This is a genomic window from Singulisphaera acidiphila DSM 18658 (assembly GCF_000242455.2).
Lineage (GTDB): Bacteria > Planctomycetota > Planctomycetia > Isosphaerales > Isosphaeraceae > Singulisphaera > Singulisphaera acidiphila.
Window position 1 is genome coordinate 1,310,404 of record NC_019892.1, and the last position, 24,699, is coordinate 1,335,102.

Genomic DNA, 24,699 nt, shown 5'->3' on the forward strand with positions numbered 1-24,699 from the left:
CTAGACCTGTGACCCAATCCAATCGAAATATCCTGAGAGGGAGTGACTGATTCATGGCTGCCAAGATGATCGCGTTCGATCAGGACGCCCGGCAGGCGATGCAGCGCGGTGTGGCGAAGTTGGCCCGTGCGGTCAAGGTGACGCTCGGGCCGCGTGGCCGCAACGTCATCATCCAGAAGTCGTTCGGCTCGCCCACGGTCACCAAGGACGGCGTCACCGTCGCCAAAGAGATCGAGCTGGAAGACAAGTATGAGGACATGGGCGCGAAGATGGTGAAGGAGGTCGCCAGCAAGACCTCCGACGTTGCCGGCGACGGCACCACCACCGCGACCGTCATGGCCGAAGCGATCTACAACGAAGGCCTTCGGGCCGTCGTGGCCGGCGTCAACCCGATGCTCATGAAGCGCGGGATGGACAAGGCCGTGTCCGACATCGTCGAGCAGCTCCACAAGTTGAGCACCAAGGTCTCCAGCACCAAGGAGACCGAGCAGGTGGCCACCGTGGCGTCGAACTTCGACACCGAGGTCGGCAAGATGATCGCCGAAGCGACCGAGAAGGTCGGCAAAGACGGCGTGATCACGGTCGAAGAGGGCAAGTCGCTCAAGACCGAGGTCGAGTGGGTCGAGGGGATGCAGTTCGACCGGGGTTACCTGAGCCCCTACTTCGTCACCAACCCGACCACGATGGAGGCGGTCCTTGAAGACGCCTACATCCTGATCTACGAGAAGAAGATCTCGTCGGTCAAGGACCTCGTCCCGGTGCTCGAGAAGGTTGCTCAGACGGGCAAGCCCCTCTTGATCATCGCCGAAGACCTCGAAGGCGAAGCGTTGGCCACCCTGGTCATCAACAAGCTTCGTGGCACCTTCCGGTGCGCGGCCGTGAAGGCCCCCGGCTACGGTGATCGCCGCAAGGCGATGCTCGAAGACATTGCCGTCCTGACCGGTGGCAAGCCGATCTTCGAGGCGCTGGGCCTCGAGCTCGAGAACGTCGCGCTGACCGACCTCGGCCAGGCCAAGAAGGTCCAGGTCGACAAGGACAACACGACGATCATCGAAGGCTCGGGCACGAGCGACGCGATCAAGGGCCGCATCGAAGCGATCCGCCGTGAGATCGCCGAGACCAAGAGCGACTACGATCGTGAGAAGCTCGAAGAGCGGCTGGCGAAGCTCGCCGGCGGCGTCGCCAAGATCAACGTTGGCGCGGCGACCGAGAGCGAGATGAAGGAGAAGAAGGCGCGCGTTGAGGACGCCCTCCACGCCACTCGCGCGGCCTTGGAAGAAGGGATCCTGCCCGGTGGCGGTGTCGCCCTGCTTCGCGCCGCCAAGACCGTCAAGTCGGCCGGCCTCAACGCCGACGAAGAGACCGGTTACCAGATCATCGTCCGCGCCTGCTCGGCTCCGATCCACCAGATCGCCCAGAACGCGGGCCAGGACGGTGGCGTGGTCGTCAGCAAGGTCGCCGAAGGCCAAGGCAACTTCGGCTACGACGCCTTGAAGGACGAGTACACCGACCTGGTCAAGGCCGGCATCATCGACCCGACCAAGGTCACCCGTTCGGCCCTGCAGAACGCCGCGAGCGTCAGCATCCTGCTGTTGACCTCCGACGCGCTCATCGCCGACGCCCCCGAAGACAAGAAGCCCGCGGGCGGCGGCGGCCACGGCGGTTACGACGACATGTATTGAGCCGACCCCCTGCTCAAAACAGGGTCGACAATACCGAATGCAAGAAAAGGGAGCCGGATTCGTCCGGCTCCCTTTTCTTATGGATTCCAGTCCGCTCGCCTGAGAGATTTCGCTCGCCTGGAACCAGACGACATACGGCCGGCCGTGCTACGAGAACGGCCAGGCCGTTGGGAATCTCTCGGAGCGATCAATTCTCTGTCGCGTGCTCCGGCGTGTGGGTCGGTTCGATCGGGTTTCCCTGAGGGTCGATGAGCGGGCCGGCGGTTGTTGCGGGGACATGGAGTCCGTTGGAGAAGTGAATGACTGTCGGCGAGGTCATCCCGCCCGAGAGGATCGCCTGCAAGGCCTGGTTCACCGACCAATCAAGGTTGGTCACCGACTCTTCCGGAACATAGAGAGTGAACCCGGCGGGGGGCATGACGCCGGTCAGGACGCAGACGCAGAGGATCGTCTGATTGGTGGCCGGGTCGGTCAGCGTGTTCGTGACGAACGCCAAGGCCCGCATCCCGGGGTGGGGGAATTCGACCAGGACCACGCGCTTCGATGGGCTGCTCTGCATCTGGTTGCCCAGCGATTGGGCCACGTTCGTCAGCGCCTTGTAGATCGTGGTGACGATCGGGACACGGAGCAGAACCCAGTCGACCGCGCGGAGCAAGGATGAATGGACGAGCAGTCCCAGAACATAGAGGAAGCCAAGGACGGCGACGACCCCGAGGAATGGGGCGACAACGCCTTCCCACCAGAACGGCGGCGGGGCGTCTTGATAAAGCCTGGCGGTGAGCCTACCTGTTGGCAACACCACAATTCCCTGGATCGTCGAATAGAGCCAGTAGACGATCCAGAAGGTCAAGGCGATGGGCAGGGCCAGGAAGAGCCCGCTGAGGACCCGTGTCCGGATCGCCTTGCCCACCGTCTGCAACGCCCCGGTTTCTTTGTCGTGGTCGCTCGGAATTTCCGAAAGCGGGGGAACGGGCTCCATAAGTCTCGGCTCCGGGGACATGACGATTTGCCAGGGGCATCGTCACAACTTAGTCGCCGCGATGCCGCTTGACAATCGGGCCTCGCCAACTCACCGTGAAGACGGAGCGCTCGCCCGGTGGCCGTCGAACGGTTACACTGGATCCAACGTGGTGGTCGCCCGCGTTGCGGCTCGAACCGGGCCCACGGGACCAGCGCGGAAACCGGACCGAGATGTGATGTCAGATCAGACGAAAACGGTCGAGATCGGGGGCGTAACGCTCCACCTGAGCAATCCCGACACCACCGAGCAGAGCTGGATCGGCCAGGACGCGATCCTCAAGCAACTGCTGGCTTGCTGGCTGGTGGTCGATCCCCGCGACCGGCCCCTCTCTCCGCGTCTGCTCGGCCCCCCTGGGATCGGCAAGACGACGCTGGCGATGGCCGCCGCTCGGCTCCGCGAGCAATCGCTCTACATCAACCAGTGCACGGCCGATACCCGGCCCGAAGATTTGCTCGTCACCCCGGTGCTGGCCGAGAGCGGCAAGATCGCCTATCACGCCTCCCCCCTGGTCTCAGCCATGCTGACCGGCGGCGTCTGCGTGCTCGACGAAGGGAACCGGATGAACGAGAAGTCGTGGGCGAGCCTGGCGCCCCTACTCGATCATCGCCGCTATGTTGAGAGTGTGGTCGCCGGGGTGATGATCCCCGCCCACCCCAACTTTCGCGCCTGCGTCACGATGAATGAGGATGAGTCCACCTACGAGGTCCCCGACTATATCCTCTCGCGGCTCCAGCCGACCCTGACCTTGGGGTTCCCGAACCGCGACGATGAGATGGAGATCCTCAAGTATCACCTGCCGTTCGCCCAGGTTGAACTGCTCGCCCTCACCGTCGAGTTCCTCCAGCAGGCGCACGCCTTGAAGCTCGACTTCTCGCCCCGCGATGGGATCAACCTGCTCCGCTACGCCCTGAAACGGATGGCCCAGGACCCCACGCACCCCCTGGGCCGAGACGCGGCCTGGCGCGAGGCCCTCATTTGTGTCCTCGGGGAGGAAGCCGCCGACCTCGAGGACCTCGCCCGCCGCAAGCGTCGCGCGATGGGAGGACAACACGCACCGATGGGCCTGGGCGACCTCTTCTTTGGGCCCGAGGATCCGCTCCACCCGGACGCGGATGATGATGACGATGAAGACGAGGAAGAGGACGAAGACGAGGATTTTTGATTGGTGGGGGGTGGGGCAGTTCCCCTTTTTTCTCTTTTTTTGGAATTCCGAGCCAGCTCGCCGACCATGACGCCACCAAGACCCACGTCCGAAGACTTCCTGCGGATCGGTCCGCGCATCCGCGTGATGCCGATCATCCACGGCTCGGGCGACTTCGCCATCCGGGTCCGCGAGGAGCTGCTCAACCGCCACTACGATTGTGTGGCCGTGCCGTTGCCTCCCTCGTTTCAGGATGACGTTGAAGAGGCCATTGAGCGTCTGCCGGCGATCTCGGTCGTGGCGCAGCTCGACGCCGACCCTGATGACGACACCCACGGTTTCAGCTACGTGCCGATCGACCCCTGCCAAGGAGTGATCGCCGCGCTTCGGGTGGCGATCGGCGAGCGAATTGCGCGAGCCTTCATCGACATGGAGACCCCTCGTTTCGAGGCGAAGACCGGGGTCTTTCCCGACCCCTACGCCCTGAAACGGGTCAGCCCCGAAGGCTTTGCGGCGGCCATGCTGCCTGCCATCCCCCCCCCCTCCCCCGGCCAGCACGCCGACCGGATCGCCTGGATGGCCAGCCAGCTTCGCGCTCTCGAGGCGAGGCACCGCTCGATCCTACTCGTCATCTCCCTGCTCGACTGGCCCTGGATCCGCGATGCCTACGAGCGTGGGCTCGAGACGCCGGACCCTGACCCCTTCTTCTCGCCGGTCCAGACGTTCTCCGCCGATCCGGCGACCTTGATCTTTCTGCTCGGCGAGCTGCCGTTCCTGACCGGCCTCTATGAACGCGGTCGTCGCGAGCTCGAGCTCGACGACAATCTTTCGGTCGACGGCGTCAAGGAGATGGTGCTCCAGGCTCGCGACCGTTTGAAAGTCCAGTTGCCCAAGGTCGCGCAGCGGGTTACGCCCCAGTTGCTCGCCATTTTCTTCCGTTACGTGCGCAACCTCTCGTTGATCGAGCGCCGGCTGACCCCCGACCTCTACTCGCTGATCATCGCGGCGAAGCAGACGGCCGGCGATGACTTTGCCCTCGCCCTGGCCGAGACGGCACGGGAATATCCTTATGCGAAGGGGGCGAAGTCGGACGAGCACGAGCCTGGCGGCTTGTTGCGGATGGGGATTGACCAGGCGGACGTGCCGGGCTGGGGCACCGCGCGGATGATCAGCCGGCTGTCGGGCCAAGCCTTGAGCTGGCGGTCCTGCGAGTTGAGGCCGCGCCCTCCCGAACGCGATCGCCAAGCCTGGAAGCAGCGCTGGAACCCGTTTGGGATGTGCTCCTGGCCTCCGGAAGACGATCGGATCGAGAGCTTCCACCGCCACGTCCGCGACCAGGCCAAGGCGATTCTCGGGGCCGACCTTGCCCGGTCGGAGAAGTTCACGTCCAGCGTGATGGACGGGCTCGACATCCGCGAGACGCTTCGGAACTGGCACACCGGCGACCTCTATGTGAAGGTGATCCCGCCGAGCCGGGGGACGATCGAGGTGGTCGTCTTTCTCTTCGACGTGCCGGCCGACCCACAGGTCTACACCAACCGCGCCACCTGGTACGCCGAGCATTCCGAGGAATCGACGCTGGCGTTCTATGCCACCGACCACATGAAGAACATGGTCGGCCCCGGGATCGCCCAGGCCGAGTACGGCGGTGCGTTCTTCCTGTTCCCTCCGCGCCCGATCCCCGACATTTGGGACGACCCTCGGCTCAACTTCGCCGACACGCTCGAGGAACGCCTCTTGGCCGCCGCCTTTCTGCACAGCAAGGAACGCCACGTCGCGGTCGTGAGCGCGCGGCCGCCGCTAGCCTCGTGGCGGAGGCTGGCGCGGCGCTACGGCCGTAAGATCGTCCCGCTCCCGCTCCACCGCTTCGGCGGCCAGCTCATCGAGCAGCTCCGCCGGTTCCACGTGCTCAACGGCAAGACCGTACGCTCATTCGCGGCCGACTTTATCCGCGATTCCTGATCGATCGGACTCCTTCCCACCTGATGACCCGGACTGCGAGGACCGCCGCCATGCCGACGTTGATCCCGCTGCTCGCGCTGCTGGCCTTTGCCGACGAACCGGTCTCGCCGACGGTCTCCTTCGAGGCGCCCAAGTACGGCGTCAAGGCGTCGATCCCCAAGGACTGGCCGATCGCCGCTCGCGAGGAGGAGGACCGCGTCTTCGTCGCCTTGATCCCCCAGGACGATCCCGAACGCCCCGGCGTGGTGGCTTGCGAGCTTGGCCTGGCACCCGAGAACCTTGACGAGTACCGGACCCGGATCGATGGCAACGCCAAGCGCGCCGGCCCGGCGGGCCGCAAGCTTGCCCGGAACGAGGTGGTCAAAGACCCGAAGCGCGACCGGCTCGAGACCATCTGGGAATTTCGGCCCAGCTCGGGGGGCCTTTGGCGTGAGCTCAGCGTGCGGATCCTGGCAAATCGGCAGATGTACACATTGACGCTCAACGTGGACGACGCCACCTACGCCACCGCCCGACCGTTATTCGATGCGCTGGTGGCCTCGATCGAGCTTTCCGCCCCCAACACCGGAGCCGACCTGCTCGACAAGGCGACTAACCGCTGGGTTCAGCGTGAGTTCAAGTTCGCGATCGACCTGCCTGAAGCGTGGCGGCCGGTGCTTGCCCCCAGCGAAGTGGCCCTCTTCTTCGCCAATGGACCGGCCACGGGCATCTGGTCCGACAATGCCCTTGTCCTGGCGCAGCCGCACGGCCCCCTGGACCTCCAGACGCTGGTCAAGGAGGTCCCCGACCAACTCCGCAAGGTCGAGCCCAATTGTGAGGTCCTCTCGTGCGAGGTCATCAAGCAGGGGAAGCTCGACGCGCTCGAGACGGTCGTCCGCACCCAGCGCGGCCCGTTCTCAATGACGATTCTCGAACGCCGATTCCGTGGCGGCCGGTTCGACTACGAGGTGAAATACACCCTCGAATCCAAACGGTTCGATGCCCTCGCCCCTGCCCTTCGTAAGAGCCTCGATAGCTTTGGCGAAGTTCCCGGCAGCGTCCCGGCGGCGGCCGATAAGTCATCCTAGGACAAGCGGCCGTGGCCTGATTCGATGAACGAACTGGGAATTGAAGCTTGCCCATTGCCGGCCTGTTCAGCCGTCTTTGGACTTCGATTCCCGGACCGCGAATCGCAACGACTGCATGAGCATGAAGAGGACCAGGAGCGGCGGGATCGCATAAGCGATGTACAGGGTCCAGTTCCAGCCCAGCGCCGGGCCTGCGAGGGCGGCGGGCAAGGCGACCATGATGCCGAGCAGGAGCATGCAGCCGGTCGAGGTCATGACGCTCTTGAAGTTGCTGGCCTCACTGATCTCCTCGTAGTGGAGGTCGACGGTCCGCCCGCGTCTGAGGCTGCGGGCGGTGGCCTCGGCGAGTTCCATGGCCCTGGTGCCGTCGAGCAGGTTGGGCCGGGCATCGCTTCCCGCCAGCGAACGTGTGAGCACTCCTAGGATCGCGGCGTGCGGATCCCAAGGCTCGAGTTCGGTCACGCTCGGCTCGCCGCTCGGAGTCCGGCGGACCAGGCGGGTCTGTCCCGTCAAGGCCGGATCATACTCCAGGGTGAGCGATCCTTGATCGCCCGAGACGATGAGCCGCGCCGGCTCGGCGGGGCCGGCCACGATCCGGACCTCGGCGCGGCGCGTTTCGGGGCCGCGAAGCTGGACGACGAGATTCTGGTCGGGCCGTTGGCCGGGGGGATCGCCGGTGCCGGTCACGGCCTCGACCTCGCCGAGCAGGGACCGGACCAGGTCGACGGTTCGGGAGAAGACGTGGCGGGTGAGATCGCCGTCGCTGGGCATGGCCGACGACTCGTGGCGGATCCCTCGGAAGAGGCCGAGTTCACTGTTCTCGAGGGCGCGGCGAACGAGGGTGACGCCGGGATGGAGCCGCGCGGGGAGGTCGGGTACGAGCACCGCGCCGGTCTCTGCACGGCTGAGGGCGACCTGGTAGTAGGCTTCGGAGTCGTCGCCCGGAGGGTGGAGGCAGATCGCGGGGAGCCCGGCTGCGGCGACCCGGCGGAGCCATTCGACCCGGACTTCGAAGTCACCCCCCACGAGTACGGCTTCGACCCCCGCCAATGCAAGCGCATCGTCGAAGTCGCGCGGGCGGGCCACGTCCGCGAAATCGGCGAAGCCGGGGAAGGCGGCCCAGAGCTGATGCTCGGCATGGCGCTCGACGGCGCTGGCCCAGGCGTGTTCCTCGGCCCCATCTCCCAGGATCAGGAAGTTCATCGTTTCGAGTGCATCCGCTTCGGAACCTTTTGGTTCGCCGCCTTCGGTCTGTTCGTCCTTATCATAGCCAAGGCGCCTCGAGGATGACATTGGGTCGAGCCAGGCGGGATTGACCGCATCGATCGACCGCGGTGATAATGGCTAGACCCGGGCACGGCGGTCGCCGTATCGCATGCGAGCTTGTGTCCGAAATGCTACATGACAGAGGGTTTGTGTCGGTGATCACGCTCGAGAACTTCGCCGAGGTCGCCACGCGGTTTCGGGGCGCTTACCTCGCGGTCGGTAATTTCGACGGCGTGCATCGCGGTCACCTGCATCTGCTCCGCCAGTTGCGTGCCAAGGCCGAAGCCGCCGGGGCCGATGCCATTGCCCTGACCTTCGATCCCCACCCCGTCGCCCTCCTCCGTCCCGAGCAAGCGCCGGTCCCGCTCGTCTGGGTCGAGCGCAAGGTCGCGCTCCTGAAAGAAGCGGGGGCTCATGAGGTCGGTGTCTTCAAGACCGGCCCTTGGCTGCTCGGCCTGACGGCCCGCGAGTTCTTCGACCGCGTGATTGTCGGCCAATTCGGCGCGCGCGGGATGGTCGAAGGACCGAACTTCGCCTTCGGCCGTGATCGAGGCGGAGACGCGGCATTGCTCGCAAGCTGGTGCGAATCGGCGGGCCTCGACTTTTCCATGGCCGGGTCAACCAAGGTCGACAATCAGCTCGTCTCCTCGTCGCGGATCCGACGCTGCTTGCACGAGGGACGTGCCGACGAAGCCGCCCACCTCCTGGGCCGCCCCCATCGGATCCGAGGGATCGTGAGCCATGGTGCAGGCCGAGGGGCCGGGCTCGGGTTTCCGACGGCCAACCTCGACGGCGTCGATACCCTCATCCCGGCCGACGGCGTTTACGCCGCCCTGGCCCACCTCGAAGGTCAATCGAGAACCTGGCCGGTGGCCTGCCACATCGGACCGAACGTCACGTTCGGCGAGCAGATCCGCAAGGTCGAGGCCCACATCATCGACTTCGAAGGCGACCTCTACGGCCAGACCGTCGAGCTCGACATCCTCCAGCAACTCCGCCCGACTCGCCCCTTCGCGAACCTGGAAGAACTGCTTGCCCAGATCCGGGCCGACGTCGAGCAGACGCGGCGGGTCTGTGGAGAGTAAGAAAACGGACCTACAAAAAGACACGAGAAAATCAAGAAGTGTTTGTTAGTGTGCGATTTCAGATGCTACGAGTCAGCACGCGGATCAGGATCAGCACCATGATCCCTATGATCCATCCGAGGCGCGTCTTGATGGAGTCGTTGATCTCGACAAGTCGCTCGATCGAGACGAGCAGAGCCTGTAAGTCCGCGGTCGCCACGAGGGGGGGCTGAGCGGGCGGCTCAACCCTTGTTGAGGCCGAAGGCAAGTCGGGCTCCGCGATCAGGGCCGGCGGGACGATAGGAACGTCGACCAGTCGCCGGCATTTCGGGCATTTGATTGCGAGGCCCGCATGCTCATTCTGGACCTTGAACCTCCACTTGCAGATACAGACAACCTCGATCATGAGCGATTCCGTCGTTGGTGAAGGTTCAGCAGTTCTCGGACGAGGACCAGTGGGGTGGCATCGGGGGCAGGTTGAGAGGAGGAGAATTCTCCCCTTTGAGTTCTGAGAGAATGTTGACCGCGCTGCTGAGGACCGTATGGTGCCCCCGGACGATGCCGAGGAGCATTTCCTGATTTTCCCGATCCTCGAGGACGATCTTCGCCATCGCACGCGAGGAGTGGATCTCGGCTCGGAGCAAGGCGTGTAGGCCTCGGACGACGTTCCAGAGGGATCGGACCGTCTGTTCGGTGATCGGAAAGTCTTCGGGGAGTTCAGGAATCTCGGGTAGATCGGGGAGTTCGGGAAATTCGAGTGACATGGCTTTCCCTTTTCCTGAGTAGGGATTGGCAATGAGGTCGACAGGTGCTGGGGCTCGGTCGCGAGGGGTGTTGATGATGTTAGCACGGGCCGCCCCTCGCGGTCAGGTCATTGGCCGGTGCTCATAGTAATGGCTCAGGGCCCACATTCGCTTGACCTGGCGGGCCACGACGAACCCGGTGACGGCAAGGGCCGCCATGAAGATGTTCGGGTACTGAGCTCGGCTCGACGCCCAACCGGGATTGTGCCAATGGTCGAGGAAGAGGAGCAGGTAGCCGATCTCAGCAAGCACGGTGGTGAACCAGACCAGCCGGGTCCGCGACCAGAGGCCAGAGGCTGCGATCAGGAGTGGGTAGCCGACGAGGAGCGTACTCTGGAGCGCATCGAGGACTTTCAGGAGGACCGTGACGAGCGTGATGTCTGTGGCCGCCCAGATCAGGTGGACCGTCTCCGACTGGAACCCGCGACGTAGGAGCATTTGATAAACGGCCGAGGCGACGGCCCAGAGGGCCAAAGTCGCCATCACCATCGCGTGCACGGCGAGGATTGGTCGCTCGGTGTTGTGATAGTTGAATTGAGTGAGAGCGGCGATCAGGCCTAGTCCGCCGAGTCGAGAGACCAGTTCCGGCTCGCGGCGGGTCCAGCGGCGCAGCCCTTGCCAGACGCCGTTCCCATCGACGTCCTCGCCCCGCAAGAACCGTTCGAGATTGTCCGCGAGCTCGGCCGCCGAGGCATAGCGGTCGCGGGGGGCTTTTTCCAGGCAGCGGAGGCAGATCTTCTCGAGCCCGGGAGGCACGCCAGGCCGAACCTGGCTCGGCGGTGGTGGTTCGCGCTCAAGGACAAGCACCACCGTCTCCATCACCGTCGAGGCGCGGAACGGCGGGCCGTCAGTGAGCAGCTCGTAGAGGATTGCGCCCAGGCCGTAAACGTCGGCGGCCGGGGTCAGTTCGCGACGCAGGCCCGAGGCCTGCTCGGGCGCCATGTAGGAAGGGGTGCCCATGATTGCGCCCGAGACCGTCAGGTGGCTGACCTCCTCGACGCGCCTGGCCAGGCCGAAGTCGGTGACGTGCGGCTGGTCCTTGGCGTCGAGCAAGATATTGGCCGGCTTCAGGTCGCAGTGGAGAAATCCTTGGCGATGGGCGTGGTCCACCGCCCGGGCCACCGTCGCAAGCAACCGCGCCGCCGCATACGGGTCTTCGCAGAACCGGAAGATCTGGCGAGACAGGCTGCTCCCCTCGACCAGCTTCATCGTGAAGTAGTGCCGCCCCTGGTGTTCGCCCACCTCGTAGATCGGCACGATGTGGGGATGATCGAGGTTGGCCGCAAGCTCGGCCTCGAGGTGGAATCGCTCCATCTCGCTCGGCGAGGCAAATTCCCCCGACAGGATCATCTTGAGCGCGACCAATCGCTTCAAACTCTTCTGGCGGGCCTTGTAGACGACCCCCATGCCTCCGCGTGCAATTTCCTCGAGTAACTCGTAGTCGCCGAACGCTCCGATCAACGGGCGAGCGCCACCCGATTGGGCCGTCGAATTCGGGGCGGCGAAGATCGTCGCTTCCTGGTTCTGACCGGAGTCGACCTCGGCCCGCACCCGTTGCGTGACGGTCGCCCCTCGGCGGTCGGTGTTCGCCTTGCCGAAGACGTCGTCGACCAGTCGGGTAAAGCGGGGGAACCGCTTGCGATACTCGATGGCAGCGACGGACTCCCCCCTGCCCTGGCGGAGCTCCAACTCCAGGGGGAGAAGCTCGGTCAACAGGACCGCTTGCTCGGACTCGGGAATCCGTTGGAGCTCCTCCTCAATCCTCGGGCAGCCGCCGGCACGCCAGGCGGTCTCGAAGCGCTCGCAGGCCGCGTGAATCCGTCGGGCCTGGGAGAGAGATGCGGGGCTGGATTCGAGAACCTCGGGACGGTCGCCGGCCGTCATTCGCTTTCCTCCTCCTCGGACCAGATCTTGCGGATCAGGTCGAGCCGACGCGCCACGGTCCGGCGAGCGCAGCCGAGCCGCTCGGCGATCTCGTCGTTGGTGTATCCTTCCATCCGATCGAGAGCGACCTGTCGGAGCGAGTCGTCGTCCAGGGCATTGAGCAAGCGCTCGTACTCCTCGGCGAACATTGCGGCAAATTCAGGGGTCGGCTCAGGACCGGCGACGAAGTCGAATCCGGCCGCCGCCTCGTCTTTGGCCAGGCCGCCCGCGCCCGGCAGCGCCGCCTCGTCGAGCACCCGGCCCCCTCCTCGTTTCTGGCGGGTCCGCCGCTGGACCTGGGCGCATGCCTTGCGGGCCGTGATGACGACGAGCAACCGCCAGAGGTCGTCCCGGTCGCTGAGGAGGGGGAAGTGGCCCTTGGCCGCCCCCGCGCAAAAGCTGTTGAATGCGCTCAGCGCCGCGTCTTCCTCGTCCTCGATCCCGGGCGGCCGCCGCGTGGCTCGCAGCTTCGCCCGCGCCAGTTGTACGAGTCGCGCGAAGTACCGTTCCCAGAGCGGCTGGGCGGCTGCGACGTCCCCCGCTTTCAGGTCGCCGATCCAGTGCGTGACCGATCCCTGCTTTTCCGACGACACCGTAACCTCTGCCGCCCCGGGCCGATCTTGAAGAGGAATCGGGTGAGAACGAGAATCCATTGTACCGGACTCGCCGCCGGAAGAACGGTCCCGTTCGATTTTGCCCCGATCTGTCGGTCACATCCCATTGAAAAAAGGCTTGGCGGGGGCAATTCCCAAAAAGAGTCATCAATTCTTGTGTGAGATTGAGGCGGGTATCGGCAAACTTAGAGAAGTAAGAGCACTCGACTTGGCACGACTTGGCTCAGGTGGTCGCGCGTATGCTTCAAGGTGCGGAAATCGAGGAATTACTCGACCAGGTTTTACAAGGCAAGCGAGAAGCGTTCCAGCGGATCGTCCGGGAATACAGCCTCCCGTTACGGAGCTACCTCGCGGCCCAAGTTTACCATCTCGATGATGCGGATGACTTGGCCCAGGACGTTTTCCTCGCGGCTTACCGAAGTCTGTACACGTTTCGTCGTGGCGATGATTTCGGGGCCTGGCTTCGAGGGATTGCGCGCAACAAGCTTTACGGGCACTTGCGAAGCAAGGCGCGACGCGAGAAGACCCTTGCGCTGTTCCGGGCTGAGTTTGCACGCGTCGTGGAAGCGGATCTCGAGCGGGTCGTCTCGACCGACGTGCCTGGAACGATCGAGATCCTGCTCCACTGCATTGCGCGGCTTCCCGAAAAGATGCGCCGGATTGTGCGCGCGGGGTTGGACGGTGACAAGCTTTCCGGGCTTGCCGATGAGTTTTTAACGTCGGTGGGCGCGATTTATACTTTGCATTATCGCGCGGTTAAGCTTCTACGCGAATGTATGCAGAAGGAACTGGATTAATGGATCGGGACTTGCGAGATCTTTTGTCGGCCTGGCTTGGCGAAGAGATCGAGGCGTCTCGTCGTGACGACCTCATGGCAAGACTTCGCGAAGACGAGCCGTTCCGTCGGGCCGTTGTCGAAGAAGTTCGGATGCTGGGCATGCTCAAAGTCGTGCATTCGGCTGAGCCTCGCTTCTTGCAACTCGAGGATGAACTCGGCTGGAGCGCCTCCGAGCGGGATCGGGAAGCGGCCTTCGAGGAGAGTCTCGCGCGGCGGCTCGACGATCGTCCTCGTTTTCGCTCCCGGTTTCGCCTTCTCAGGTCGCGATGGTGGGTGGGGGGCGTGGCGACCGCCGCGTCGATTCTGCTTCTTGTCGGCCTGGTGGCCATGCTCGGTGGGAAGAAACCGAAGGTTGTTGTCCCTGCACCTGTCCCAGTCCCTGCACCTGCCCTTGCGCTGCGACCGTACCCCCGGATCGACGCCACTCGAGGGTTGGCCATGCTGCTTCGGCTGGATGATGTGGCGTGGGACTTAGCTGATGAGTCTCACCCGTCCGAGGGGGATGTCATCGCGGCTGGTCGGCTCCGGTTCCGCTCGGGGCGTGCCACGCTTTCGATGCTCAGCGGGGTCATTCTCGTTGTCGAAGGGCCGGCGGATCTGGAATTGATCTCACTCGATCAGGTCTATTGCCACCAAGGCAAGCTGCGGGCACGCGTTCCCAAGGGGGTCGAGGGTTTCCTTGTTTCCAGCCCGGGGTCGGCCGTTCTCGACCTCGGCACCGAGTTCGGTCTGAACATCAAGCCCGATGGAACGTCGCGGGGCAAGGTTTTTGAGGGCGAGGTCGAGGCCGCAGTCTTGAGCGCCACGGGCACGATGCGACGAAGTCAGCTGATGAAGCCGGGGAGCAAAGGTTTCGAGATCGACCCGGGGGCGGGCAACATCCAGGTTCTCACCAAATCGGAAGACTTCGTCACCCACTCGAACCTGGCCACCCCCCCGCTGCGCTTCGATTCAACTTATGCCAGGACGATTCTCAACGCTCGCCCTCGGAGTTATTGGCGGTTTGAATCGTGGAAGGATGGCACGATTCCGAATGAGATTAAGGGGGGGCCGCCGCTACGGGCCACCGGCCCGATCCATCTCGCCACGACGTCGGAGGGCAATCAATGTGTTGTGTTCAGGCCCGGCGAGGATACGCAATACCTGGAAATGGACGGTCTCTGGGAGCCATCGAGGTCCCCTGGCTACGCGATTGAACTCTGGTTTGTCTCGGAAGCCATTGAGCACGCAACTCTCGCCAGTTTGTTGGCACCTAAGGATACCAACAACCACCTCTCCCTCGTGGAGTTGACGTCCCGGAATCGGTTGACCCTCTACCGTCCCGCCTCGGTTCGGTTCCTCTATCGCTGGCCCGCGAGACCGGGGGGGGGCGATAACCTCTTTTCCGAGTCCTGCTACGTCCCCTACCGATGGCATCATCTGGTCGCCCAGGTCAATGGTGAGCAGATGGAGCTAGTCATGGATGGAGTGAAGCAGGCCACGCAGCCACTGCGTGGCGAGTCTTCGGCCGTCCCTTGCCAGTTTCTGTTGGGAAGGCTGACAACCATGATCGAAAACCCCATCATCCACCACACCGGTTGGAGACGCGGTTTTTCTGGCAGGATGGATGAGGTCGCGATCTATGACCGGCCCCTGTCGCCCGAAGAAATACGGAGTCACTTCCGCTTGGCGACCCAGGGAGCCCCGGCGAAATGAACCCGGCTGGCGCGGGGCTAAGAGCGGCAACGCATAGCGGAGAACAAAGGTCGGAGAAAGACGTTCTTCTCCATGATGGCCTATCCCCTCACTCCGCTCCCGCGGGATCAAGAGGATTGGAAGCCGGCGCTTCTCGCTTGCCTTTCGAGGAGACAGTCGGCCCGCCAATCGGGATCCACTGGCTGGTTGCGACGCGACTCGGTGAATGATCGGCGAAGATTGAAAAAAAATATCGTACGGGTTGTGAGGTCAAGGCGACGACCGGCGAACTTAGTTCATCCAACGGTCTTAACTCCCGTTATTTATCTCGGACCGCTCGTTGTGCGACTCGTGACCGGTCATCGGGTGTTCCCAGGGAGTATGCGTGGCCAAGTTGGGATTGCGCGGGGTGTCTGCGCGAGGGGACGCCGTTCGTACCCGGCGCCTCGAAACTCACAGGACTTCCCAATTCATCGTCCCGAGCTTCGGGCTGCCTGGCTTTGCCGGAGCGGCATTGAGGCCGGGCAGGAAGAGTCTTATGCGTCGTCGCGGCTTTACTTTAATCGAACTCCTGGTTGTGATCGCCATTATCGCCGTTCTCATCGCCTTGCTGCTCCCTGCCGTACAGGCCGCGCGTGAAGCGGCCCGCCGGTCGCAATGCACCAACAACATGAAGCAGATTGGCCTCGCCCTGCACAACTATCACGGGGTGAACAACATCGTCCCGTTTGGCGAGGGCCTTCAGGGGGGGGCTCCCATCGGCTTTTACTCGGCGTCGGCCCAGGTGATGCTCTTGCCCAACCTCGAGCAGGGCAACCTGTACAACTCTTTGAATTTCTCGGGTGGCGGCAATCTCTTCTGGAACAGCATCAGCCCCGTGAACCAGACGGTTCAGGTCACCAAGATCGACGTCTTCCTCTGCCCGTCCGACATCACACGCACGACGCTGGCGGCCGGGCCGAACAATTACTTCACGAACGCAGGCTCGGCTCCGGCGAGCTTCAAGATCTCCAGCCTGTTCAACGGACCGTTCCCTTTCTGCACGATGCCCCAGATCGGCTTCCACTCGGTCATTGATGGTTTGAGCAACACGGTGGCCTTCTCCGAGGTCGTCAAGGGAATCGGCGCGACGAATAACGCACAGTTTGAGTCGGCCCAGCCGACGTCGGTCCACTTCCGGACCAGCGCGAACATTACCAATCCTCCTGTGCTCACGACGGACTTCGCCAATTGCAAGGCCGCGCCGGTGACGGAGGCGAACATGGCGGGCGGGTGGCCGGTCGGCGGGTCGTGGTGGTGGGGTCGGTCAGGGCAGACCCGGTTCAGCATGCTCATGACCCCCAACAGCATTAGCTGTGCCTTCGGCTCGGCGAACAACAGCGACAGCGATGTGGGAGCGGTCACGGCCTCGAGCCGCCACTCCGGCGTCGTCAATTGCCTGATGATGGACGGCTCGGTCCGCGCCATCAAGTCATCGATCAATCCTCAGACGTGGTGGGCCCTCGGAACGGTCGCCGGTGGCGAGGTGATCGACTCGAGCAGCTATTGAGCAAAGCCACAAGAAGAACGCCTCCATTCCTGGGATTGCGGCCGGATCGATCCGGGTACGATCGACCGGCCACGATCCATCGAGTTCACGACCAATCAAGACGCACCTCGCCGGTCTTGAGCGAAAATCGACGCGAACTTCCCGAATGGCGGGCCATGCCCTTCCAAACGGGGGAACGCGACTCGTATCAAGATGCCAGGCGGCTGGGGAGAGATCAGCGATTATGCGACACGTCCGCGCACTTGGTGCGACCATTGCGGCTCCGCTCCTTTCCATGCTCCTTTGCGGTTGCGGAGAGGGAAGGCCCGCCGTCGAGTCTTCCACCGAGGAGGCGACCGTCAAGGGGAAGGTCGTCATCAAGGGGGAACCCGTCCATGATGGGTCGATCATCTTTGACCCGACGAATGTCGAACGAAAGATGGCGCCGCTACGGAGTGCACCCATCAAGGACGGCGTTTACACGGCGACGACGCTCATCGGCGACAACACTGTGAGAGTCGATGGGAAGCAGGCCCAGAAAGCCGGCGTCAATGCTGGAGTACGGCCGTTCAAGGTCAGCCGTGGCGAGAACTCGTTCGACCTTAATTTTGAGTGAACGAGTCCTGATGCAAATCCGTCTTCATTGAATCGATGCCCAGGGTCGGTCTCCTTCCACAGCAAATCCTTCCGCCCGTCTCTACCGGACGAGGCGGAAGGGTTCATTCTCGAACTCACCTCTCTATCCTTATCTCTCATTCATTCCACGGCGTAACGTCCCGTGTTGCCCCCCTTTGGGGAACGCGCGATCCCTTCAAGCAAGCCGATCCGATGGTCCTCTCCGGCGGGGATTCATTGCCTTGGCCTTCGGTCCCTTCGGACCATTATCCGATTTTTTTTTGAGCGGGCGTGGCACGATCTCGCCTCGTTTGGGCAGTGCCTCGTTGTCACAAACGCGATCGGCGCTCATATTCGTGCGGCGGATGTTGCCGGGAAATGGGACAGGAAGTGCCAACCGTTCCGCCAGAGGGAGTCACATGTGGACGGAACTTTCGACCTCAGACCTTTGCTGACTCCTGCCGAGCAGGGTGAACTGGCGTCGATCACCTACCTGCTCACAAGCTTGGAGACGATGCTCGCCAGGGGTCTGATCTCGGCCGAGGCTTACGCGACGGTCGTTTCGGAAACCCATGCGCGTCGGGTTGAGATCGAGCGGGTCGGCCGGTTCCAGGCGGCGCTGGAAGCCGCGCGGAGCCTCGTCGCGACGAATCCGTCGCAGGCGCTGGTCTGGGCGAATCGAGCCCGGGAATTCGAACCCGGCCGCCTGGAGGGTTGGAGTACGGCGATCGGTCTCCTGCACCGCCTCCGACGCGATGACGAGGCGCAGGCCCTCGCGGCCGAGGCTGGGGAGCGATTTCCGGAACTCGAGGCCAGGCCTGTCGAACCCCGCCCCACAAGAGCGACCGCGGAAATTCCCCTGGCGGAAGAAGACGCAAAACGAGAGCCGGCCCTGGCGGTTGAAACGCTCGAGCCGGCTCAGGAGGCCGTGAAGCAAGGCGACGATCGCACGGTGATCGCGCTTTGCGGCCCTTGGCTCGAACGTCATCCCGACCACCCAGAGGCCATGGTCTTGCTCGCCTTCTCATTGCGGCGGGTCGGCCGGCTTGAGGAGGCGCTGGCACTTTATCGGCGTTTGAGCCTCCTGCATCCGCAAAATGAGGTCTGGCCGCAGTGGGTTCGTGAGATCGAGAAGCGTCTGCCGGCCGCCCCTCACGTTCTCTTGCCCCAGGAACGAACCGTCGAGCGAGCGCCCGAACCCGAACCTGAACCTGATCCCGAGCCGGCGCGGCCGGCTTTCTCCTGGTCGAGCGTCGCGGGGGAGTTCCTCGAGGAGCACTGGCAGAAGCTGATCCTCTGCCTGGCGGTCCTCTTGATCGTGGTCAGCTCGACGGTCGGGGCGCACTTGCTGCTGGGACCTCGGCTCTGGTCGCCGGTCGGTAAGTGTTCGCTGGCGTTGGTTTACACGTTGATGTTCGCCGCGTTTGGCGCGGGCCTGGTGCGCTGGGGGGCCGAGCGCGCGGGGCGGATGATGCTCATGACGACCCTGATCGTCGTCCCGGTCAATTTCATGCTCGCGGGCGAGATGCGGCTTTTGATCGCCCCGACGTTTTCGCGTCTGGTCGTGCTGGGTCTCGACGTCACCGCCCTCTTCTTCGTGACCCGTCTGGTGGCTCGGGCCCTGGATTGGCGGAGCGGGGCGACCTTTCTTGCCGTCGCCCTCGTGGCTCTGAGCGCCTGCGACGCAGCAACCGCGCGGGGCGTCACTTATGCGTGGGGCGTCTCCGCGTTCCTCATCCCCCCTTGGCTTTTCTTGGGGAGTGTCTGGTGGCTGAACACCCGGTATCAGGCCGAGAGTGACGACGAACACCGTGATTTTGCCTACTTCTCGCTGGGACTGTTGACGTTCGCCTTCCTGTCCGGGCTGCTCCGCACAGCCGCCGTGATGCAACCGGGGCTACACCCTTGCCTGTTTGCCGTACCGGTGATGCTCACGGCGATCGCGTTCGTCCACACGGCCTTTCACCAGGTTCGATTCGAGAAGGATCGGCGACGGATCCTGCTCATGCGGTTCGGCGGCTTGATTCTTTCCGCCCTGGCATTCGCCTTGGCCTTGTCCCGGCCCCCTGGTCTCTCGGCCCTTTACAGCGGCAATATCCTGGCGACGGCCCTCCTGGGCCTGGCGCTCTATGGGGCCTTGCTCCGTGCTGACCGTCACCCGGCCTATCTCTACTTTGCGTTTGGGTCGCTCTTCTTGGGATACTTTGGCGCGTTCTACTTCCTGGTCGACCTGGTCCACTCGGTTGAGGAATTCGTTCGCCAGGCCCTGGGTTACCGCCAGAAACTCCCTTTCCCGTTCAAAGCGCTCAACGGGCTGGTGTTTAACGCCGTGCTCGCCCTGTTGGCCCTCCAGTTTGCGAGGCGATGGAAGGACGAGCGGCTCGCCAGGCACTGCCATTACCTGGGCGTTCCGTTCTCGATCGTCGCCTGCGTCCTGAGCGCCTTCGAGCCCAAGGCTGCGGTCCTCTGCATGTCCGGTTACTCGATCCTCTATGCGATCGCGGTCCCGCTTTTCGCCGAGCCGAGGGGGGTCTACTTCGCTTGCTCGGCCCTCGCCGGAGCGCTGCTGTCCGGGTCGATGCTTGTTCCGGGTGTGACTCTGGCGGCCCGTGCTTTGGGCGCGGTCACTCTTGGTTTCACGATCGGGGGGGCGGGTCGCCTCGGGCAAAGATGGCGCGTGCCCGACGCCTATCGCATGCCGTTGGTCCACGTGGCGTTGGTTTTGGCCGTGGCGGCGATGGTCGCGGCAGGCCTGTCGGTCATGCCCCCCGCGCCGGCCTCCGTTGCGGCCACCTCAACGTTTTTGATCGCCGCCTGGCTGTGCGTCGTTCTTGTTGTCGACTTGCCCTATGTTCCCTTGGTCTCTCTCACGACTGCGGGCTTGCTCGGGGCTTCGCTGGGAGGGCTGGCGCTCGCGACGGGTCATCGGGCCTGGTTCTCGCCTTCCTCCGGCGTGGTGACGGCGGCCCTGACGCTGATCTTGATGGCGGTCATGGAGGGCTTGAAGGGGAGGACGACGACCCGTTCGCGCGTCTTCCTCAAGGGGCTGCCCGACGCCGTGCTGATTGGCGTCTTCCTGGCCGTGATCATGGCGGCGGGGGGAGGGATCCGCCCGATGGTCCTGGAGTCCGCAACCTTGGCGCTGGGGGGAGTGGCCTGGCTCTGGCTGACCCGGTTTCGCCGTGAGGGGGCTCTCGTTTATCTTGGCATTGGACTCGTCGTGGCTTCGCAGCTCGTGCTTGGCTGGGGACGACTGGCCTGGACCGATCCGGGGATGGGTCTGGGCGCTTTGGCCCTGATCTCCGCCGTGTCAGCGCTGGCTCTCTGGCGAACCGGGTTTCTCGTGCGTCGTGAGGGAGGCGACGATTTTTACGCCGTCCCGTGCTTCACGAGCGCCTTGGGGATGACGGCCGTCGTCTTTCTGCTCGCCTTGCTCGCACGATTCGTGTCGCGCGACGCTTATCCCGCCAGCGCCGTTGCGTTGCTGGCGGACAGTCTTGTTCTGATCCTGCTCACTGCGATCTGGCAGACGCCGAGTCTGACCTACGGGGCGGTCGGCGCCTTGGTCTCCGCGACCTACTTGACCCTCTTCAGCGTCGGCCGGTCCGACCCTTCGAAGGCCTACATCCTCGGCCTTGTGGCTGTTGTCGAGGGCCTTGGATTCTGGAGGATCGGACTGCTCGCTCTCCGGTCCGGCAGGGCCGAGAGTATCCGTGTTTATGCCAGGCCACTCTTCATCTCTTCACTCGTGCTAACTGTGCTGGCGATCCCGGCGTCGCTCTCGTCCCCGGTCGCGATGTCCCTGATCGCACTCGCGTTCCTGCTGATGGTCAAGAGTTTCCCCTCGTCCGGCTGGCTCTACGCGGTTCTCGGCTCTCTCGTTTGCGTGCTCAACCTGACTCTGCTTCCGCGCCTGACGGCCGACCAGCGAATGGCAGGCGCTGTGCTCGGGGCGTTTGCGCTCTGGGGGCTCGGTGTCGCGGCACGTCGAGTGGGGCCGAGGCTTTGCCGGCGTCTGCAAATCCCTCCGTTGGCTTTCGAGTTTCCGTTCTTCAACGTGGCTGTTGTTTGTGGATATGCGGCTCTCGCTCTCGTGATCATGCCGGTTCTTTCGCACGATCTGCCCTGGTCGGCTCATGCCTGGGTGCCACTCTGTCTCTCGATCTTTTGCCTCTTGATGCTCAAGGCTTACCACGATTCGGCCTGGGTCCACGCGTTCGCCACGCTCGCCTCAACGGGATACCTCATGGCCGTCGACCCGCTGGTCACCATGCCGGCCGGCTGGTTGCTCGCCGGGCTGCTGCTGGCCGTCTTCTGGCTGGTCCTGGGCCGGGACCTCATGAGGGTCGAGCCGCTGCTCTGCCAACGATTCGGGATCGATGAGGTTGGGGCCGGCTCAGTTCTCGAAAACTGGTCGCTCCTCGTCTTCACGATCGCAGGAAGCCTGACGGGTCTGTTGGTGGGGCTCGCGACCTTTGCCTGGGTCTTCCTCGGCGATGTTCCCTCGACCCTCATGATGGAGGCAGGCTGGACTTCCGTGGGCCCGGCGCTGGTGTTGGCCTGGGTCTACGTCATGGGTCAGGGGGGGCGGTTCGGCGAGAACCGGGTGATTGGTCTCTACGTGGTCCTGACGCTCTTCCTCTGGTGGCTTGGCATTTCCCCGACCTTTGTCAATTCCGTCGGCCGCTTCACGAACGTCATCCCGCTGTTGACCGCCGGGCTGGGCTTGGCGATCGTCCTCTTCGACACGAGGGGCGAGGTGGGAGTCAGCGTCTCGGCGCGTCGCGTCCACCTCGCTGACCGAGCGGCTTTTCTCCTCACCCTGATCGCCTGTGCGTTCACCTGGGGAGACCTCACCTCGACAACGATCACGATCGGGACCCTACTGCTGGCGACCCTGACGCTGGGTACTCAGGCGATCCTCCGGCATCGGGTGGCGCCTGCCTTTGTGGGGGGCCTGACCTGGTGTGCCTTCTGCTCGCTGCTGGTGTTCCAACTGGCACGCCCGCGTTGGATCGCCGGGGCGACTCCCTGGGCCTTCGACTTCGCCCTGGGCACGACTGCGGCGATCCTCGCTCTCTGGTCCGTAGGAAGCTGGTTGCGGACCACAGACTTCAGGCGGAAATCGTGGGGTGTGGCGTCACGCGGCCGGGTTGTGCGCGCTCTCGAGCAGGTGTCGCTCCTGGGATCGTTCTGGGCGGTGGCAGCCATTGCGTCGCTGACGTTAAGTCCCATCGCGCTGGGGGACGGTGTGGCGCTGGGCGGGGTCGGCATCCTGATGGTCGCGGCCGGGTTCGACGTTCTGGTGGCCCGCCGTTGGAATGCACAGTGGCTCATCTATGCTGCACAAGCCACGCTTCTGGGGGCTTATTTCCACTACCGGTACTTCTTCCCCGTCTCGGTCGCGACTGACGCCGCCGTGCTCACGCTGCTCGGCTATCTCGACCTGGGGCTCTCCGAGGTCATGCAACGCCTCAAGATGAATCTCTATGCCCGGCCCACCTTGTACGTGTCGCTCGTCCTGCCCCTGATCCCGCCGGCCATGGCGATCGTGGACGGTCGTCTCGACGAGCTCAGCCTCTTCCTCCTCTTCACCACGGCCGCTTTCTACGCTGTGGCTTGCTACACGAGGCAGTGGAAGTCGCTCGGCTATGCGGCCGCAGTCCTGCTCAACGCCATTCTCTGGATCGCCTGGTCTCGCGTGGGCTGGCGGCTGGCCGACCATCCCCAGCTCTTCCTGATCCCGGTCGGCTTGTCGGCCATCCTCTTTGCCGAGGTAAACCGCCGCGAGTTCGGCAACGACATCGTCAACGCGATCCGAGGGCTCGGCCTGACCTTGGTCTACGCCTCCCTGGCCCTGCCCATCTGGCAGTTTCACAGCTTTGGTGCCTGGCTCACCCTTCTGCTGCTGTCCCTCATCGGGATCTTCGTGGGCATCGGCCTGCGGATCCAGACGTTCCTTTGGCTCGGGCTTGTCGGCTTCGTCCTCGACGTTGTCTACCAGGTCGGCCGTGTGAGCGCAGAGAACGCCTTGGCCCGCTGGGGCGTGATGCTCTCCCTGGGCATTCTCCTGATCCTTTTCGTCGCTCTCAACGAGAAGAAGCGGATCGTGGCGACCATGAGGCAATACTACGATCGGGCGAGGCAATGGGAGTGATCTTGAGAGAGGGCGTTCCGGCCGGGGAAGATCGCCGACTATTTCATAAGAAGTGCTTGCTGTCGTGTGTCAGTTCTTTTGCTGGGCCATTTTGAGGACCATGCCGTCGATCGACATGCGATATGCTGTCGCGTCGGTCCCTCCCCAGCGGAGCAGATCGATTGTGTCTTCGCGGTGGAATTCCAGGGCCTCGAACTCGGCGACGATGGGAGCGCGACTCTGGTCGGTCACGGCGGATGGAGTGGTCAAGCGGAAGAGGATCACTTTGCCGTGGGGGTGGTCGGGGCCGGTGATCACCTGCGCCGAGCCGTCGGACCCCACGAGGAGTGCCGTCTTGCGGTCGATCCCGATGCCTCGCACTTCACGCCCCCGGTCACCGGCCGCAACCTGGTTCAAGAACACGGCCATACGGCCGTAGCGGCTCTCCTGCACGAAGTGCGGTTCGAGGAGTGCTCCACCGAGAAAAGGGAGGTGGAGGAAGTCATCCCGGACTGTCACGCGGGAGTGAGACGGGTTGCGGAGCGCCTGGGTCGAGGTAAGGTGGGGTTCCTTGGGGCCGTCACCCTCGCTTGTGTAGATGTACTCGCCCATGACAGCCAGGCCCGAGCTCGTACCGCCGACTGGTACGCCACGGGCGATGAGGTCGTGGATCGCGTCGGCCACCGGTGACTGGCGCCACCGGGCGTAATGCATCGCCTGGTCACCGCCGGCGATCCAGAGGGCCTCGGCCGAGCGGATCGTCCGGGCCACGAACGGGTCGAACGACGCGGCCCGTGACGTGACGATCAGCGTCGCAACCGAGTCGGCTCGCTGGCCACGGGGTGTGGTTATGTCAAAGATGTCTTTATTGTATGCGTCGGTGCCGGAAGTTCGGATGACGAGGAAGTCGCCACCGCCCGACCGGTCGATCATCCACTGGAACGATTCGACGATATCGGTATCGCCCCCCTCAAGAACGAGCCCTGGGCGGGTGGCTGTGACCACGTCGCCTGGGTTTCCGACCAGGTGATACCGGTATCCTGCCGCCGCGCTCCCCAGAACAAGCCGTCGCGCCAGGAAGGTCCGCCCCGCCCAGGGACCGGTCACGATGCTCACCAGCATGGCGCAAACGATGAGCAGGCAGATTGCGGCCCGGGTGCGTAACTTTCGGCGAGGCGCGGAGGGGCTGCAATCCGGCAGTAAGGGATCCATGGGGGATAGTCCTCCCGTTCAAGCAGGGTCGTGAAGCGACCGCTGGCCCGCCGGCCGACGCAACGGACGGGATCTTCAGGGAGAAAAGCGAACAGGCGGATGCGTTGCCGATTGTCGGATGTATCGGTCAGATATGCGCATGGAATCAGTATG

Annotated in this window: 17 protein-coding genes; 10 read left to right on the plus strand and 7 right to left on the minus strand. The window is 63.8% G+C overall.

Annotated features, from left to right (window positions below; translation table 11 throughout):
* Positions 1 to 53: 53 nt before the first annotated feature.
* On the plus strand, positions 54 to 1,682 hold the full coding sequence (gene groL / locus SINAC_RS05100) for a chaperonin GroEL (RefSeq protein WP_015244618.1): 1,629 nt from the start codon (positions 54 to 56) through the stop codon (positions 1,680 to 1,682).
* A gap of 187 nt (positions 1,683 to 1,869) precedes the next feature.
* Here the strand turns inward: groL and SINAC_RS05105 are convergent, their stop codons facing one another.
* Positions 1,870 to 2,661: a DUF502 domain-containing protein gene (locus SINAC_RS05105; RefSeq protein WP_015244619.1), complete on the minus strand. Its 792-nt coding sequence runs from the start codon at positions 2,659 to 2,661 to the stop codon at positions 1,870 to 1,872.
* A gap of 217 nt (positions 2,662 to 2,878) precedes the next feature.
* Here SINAC_RS05105 and SINAC_RS05110 point away from each other — a divergent pair, with 217 nt between their 5' ends.
* The 3 genes from SINAC_RS05110 to SINAC_RS05120 all read left to right on the plus strand — a co-directional run bounded on the left by SINAC_RS05110 (position 2,879) and on the right by SINAC_RS05120 (position 6,873).
* Positions 2,879 to 3,865 carry an AAA family ATPase gene (locus SINAC_RS05110; protein WP_015244620.1) on the plus strand — a complete coding sequence of 329 codons (987 nt, stop codon included), beginning with the start codon at positions 2,879 to 2,881 and terminating at the stop codon, positions 3,863 to 3,865.
* Between the two features lie 66 nt (positions 3,866 to 3,931).
* On the plus strand, positions 3,932 to 5,806 hold the full coding sequence (locus SINAC_RS05115) for a hypothetical protein (RefSeq protein WP_015244621.1): 1,875 nt from the start codon (positions 3,932 to 3,934) through the stop codon (positions 5,804 to 5,806).
* A gap of 50 nt (positions 5,807 to 5,856) precedes the next feature.
* Positions 5,857 to 6,873, plus strand: coding sequence for a hypothetical protein (locus tag SINAC_RS05120; protein ID WP_015244622.1), 1,017 nt, complete (start codon positions 5,857 to 5,859; stop codon positions 6,871 to 6,873).
* Positions 6,874 to 6,939: 66 nt separating this feature from the next.
* Here the strand turns inward: SINAC_RS05120 and SINAC_RS05125 are convergent, their stop codons facing one another.
* Complete coding sequence (locus SINAC_RS05125; RefSeq protein WP_157579414.1) at positions 6,940 to 8,076, minus strand: Gfo/Idh/MocA family protein; 1,137 nt, start codon at positions 8,074 to 8,076, stop codon at positions 6,940 to 6,942.
* Between the two features lie 191 nt (positions 8,077 to 8,267).
* On the opposite strand from SINAC_RS05125, the gene ribF reads away from it, so the two are divergent.
* On the plus strand, positions 8,268 to 9,224 hold the full coding sequence (gene ribF / locus SINAC_RS05130) for a riboflavin biosynthesis protein RibF (protein WP_237722465.1): 957 nt from the start codon (positions 8,268 to 8,270) through the stop codon (positions 9,222 to 9,224).
* Between the two features lie 58 nt (positions 9,225 to 9,282).
* Here ribF and SINAC_RS05135 read toward each other — a convergent pair whose 3' ends face one another.
* The 4 genes from SINAC_RS05135 to SINAC_RS05150 all read right to left on the minus strand — a co-directional run bounded on the left by SINAC_RS05135 (position 9,283) and on the right by SINAC_RS05150 (position 12,582).
* A complete protein-coding gene (locus tag SINAC_RS05135; RefSeq protein WP_015244625.1) occupies positions 9,283 to 9,609 on the minus strand; it encodes a hypothetical protein in 327 nt (108 codons plus the stop codon).
* 25 nt (positions 9,610 to 9,634) lie between these two features.
* On the minus strand, positions 9,635 to 9,967 hold the full coding sequence (locus SINAC_RS05140) for a hypothetical protein (RefSeq protein WP_015244626.1): 333 nt from the start codon (positions 9,965 to 9,967) through the stop codon (positions 9,635 to 9,637).
* Between the two features lie 102 nt (positions 9,968 to 10,069).
* A complete protein-coding gene (locus tag SINAC_RS05145; protein WP_015244627.1) occupies positions 10,070 to 11,890 on the minus strand; it encodes a serine/threonine-protein kinase in 1,821 nt (606 codons plus the stop codon).
* Positions 11,887 to 12,582: an ECF-type sigma factor gene (locus tag SINAC_RS05150; protein ID WP_020465868.1), complete on the minus strand. Its 696-nt coding sequence runs from the start codon at positions 12,580 to 12,582 to the stop codon at positions 11,887 to 11,889. The genes SINAC_RS05145 and SINAC_RS05150 overlap by 4 nt, the downstream gene beginning before the upstream one ends.
* A 200-nt stretch (positions 12,583 to 12,782) precedes the next feature.
* On the opposite strand from SINAC_RS05150, the gene SINAC_RS05155 reads away from it, so the two are divergent.
* The 5 genes from SINAC_RS05155 to SINAC_RS05175 all read left to right on the plus strand — a co-directional run bounded on the left by SINAC_RS05155 (position 12,783) and on the right by SINAC_RS05175 (position 23,355).
* On the plus strand, positions 12,783 to 13,340 hold the full coding sequence (locus SINAC_RS05155; protein WP_015244629.1) for a sigma-70 family RNA polymerase sigma factor: 558 nt from the start codon (positions 12,783 to 12,785) through the stop codon (positions 13,338 to 13,340).
* On the plus strand, positions 13,340 to 15,076 hold the full coding sequence (locus SINAC_RS05160) for a LamG-like jellyroll fold domain-containing protein (protein WP_015244630.1): 1,737 nt from the start codon (positions 13,340 to 13,342) through the stop codon (positions 15,074 to 15,076). The genes SINAC_RS05155 and SINAC_RS05160 overlap by 1 nt, the downstream gene beginning before the upstream one ends.
* A gap of 517 nt (positions 15,077 to 15,593) precedes the next feature.
* On the plus strand, positions 15,594 to 16,604 hold the full coding sequence (locus SINAC_RS05165) for a DUF1559 domain-containing protein (RefSeq protein ID WP_015244631.1): 1,011 nt from the start codon (positions 15,594 to 15,596) through the stop codon (positions 16,602 to 16,604).
* Between the two features lie 223 nt (positions 16,605 to 16,827).
* Positions 16,828 to 17,199 (plus strand): hypothetical protein, encoded by a 372-nt coding sequence (locus SINAC_RS05170; RefSeq protein WP_015244632.1) that lies wholly within the window; start codon positions 16,828 to 16,830, stop codon positions 17,197 to 17,199.
* 420 nt (positions 17,200 to 17,619) lie between these two features.
* Positions 17,620 to 23,355, plus strand: a complete 5,736-nt coding sequence (locus tag SINAC_RS05175; protein WP_015244633.1) for a tetratricopeptide repeat protein — start codon at positions 17,620 to 17,622, stop codon at positions 23,353 to 23,355.
* 69 nt (positions 23,356 to 23,424) lie between these two features.
* Here SINAC_RS05175 and SINAC_RS05180 read toward each other — a convergent pair whose 3' ends face one another.
* Positions 23,425 to 24,546 (minus strand): cyanophycinase, encoded by a 1,122-nt coding sequence (locus SINAC_RS05180; protein WP_015244634.1) that lies wholly within the window; start codon positions 24,544 to 24,546, stop codon positions 23,425 to 23,427.
* Positions 24,547 to 24,699: the final 153 nt, after the last annotated feature.

Excerpts from the sequence above, each read along its gene's own strand:
- SINAC_RS05145 (WP_015244627.1), bottom strand. The coding sequence starts at position 11,890 with ATGACGGCCGGCGACCGTCCCGAGGTTCTCGAATCCAGCCCCGCATCT.
- SINAC_RS05170 (WP_015244632.1), top strand. The coding sequence starts at position 16,828 with ATGCGACACGTCCGCGCACTTGGTGCGACCATTGCGGCTCCGCTCCTT.
- ribF (WP_237722465.1), top strand. The coding sequence starts at position 8,268 with ATGCTACATGACAGAGGGTTTGTGTCGGTGATCACGCTCGAGAACTTC.
- SINAC_RS05150 (WP_020465868.1), bottom strand. The coding sequence starts at position 12,582 with ATGGATTCTCGTTCTCACCCGATTCCTCTTCAAGATCGGCCCGGGGCG.
- SINAC_RS05135 (WP_015244625.1), bottom strand. The coding sequence starts at position 9,609 with ATGATCGAGGTTGTCTGTATCTGCAAGTGGAGGTTCAAGGTCCAGAAT.
- SINAC_RS05105 (WP_015244619.1), bottom strand. The coding sequence starts at position 2,661 with ATGGAGCCCGTTCCCCCGCTTTCGGAAATTCCGAGCGACCACGACAAA.
- SINAC_RS05125 (WP_157579414.1), bottom strand. The coding sequence starts at position 8,076 with ATGAACTTCCTGATCCTGGGAGATGGGGCCGAGGAACACGCCTGGGCC.
- SINAC_RS05120 (WP_015244622.1), top strand. The coding sequence starts at position 5,857 with ATGCCGACGTTGATCCCGCTGCTCGCGCTGCTGGCCTTTGCCGACGAA.
- SINAC_RS05115 (WP_015244621.1), top strand. The coding sequence starts at position 3,932 with ATGACGCCACCAAGACCCACGTCCGAAGACTTCCTGCGGATCGGTCCG.
- SINAC_RS05155 (WP_015244629.1), top strand. The coding sequence starts at position 12,783 with ATGCTTCAAGGTGCGGAAATCGAGGAATTACTCGACCAGGTTTTACAA.
- groL (WP_015244618.1), top strand. The coding sequence starts at position 54 with ATGGCTGCCAAGATGATCGCGTTCGATCAGGACGCCCGGCAGGCGATG.
- SINAC_RS05110 (WP_015244620.1), top strand. The coding sequence starts at position 2,879 with ATGTCAGATCAGACGAAAACGGTCGAGATCGGGGGCGTAACGCTCCAC.
- SINAC_RS05165 (WP_015244631.1), top strand. The coding sequence starts at position 15,594 with ATGCGTCGTCGCGGCTTTACTTTAATCGAACTCCTGGTTGTGATCGCC.
- SINAC_RS05180 (WP_015244634.1), bottom strand. The coding sequence starts at position 24,546 with ATGGATCCCTTACTGCCGGATTGCAGCCCCTCCGCGCCTCGCCGAAAG.
- SINAC_RS05160 (WP_015244630.1), top strand. The coding sequence starts at position 13,340 with ATGGATCGGGACTTGCGAGATCTTTTGTCGGCCTGGCTTGGCGAAGAG.
- SINAC_RS05140 (WP_015244626.1), bottom strand. The coding sequence starts at position 9,967 with ATGTCACTCGAATTTCCCGAACTCCCCGATCTACCCGAGATTCCTGAA.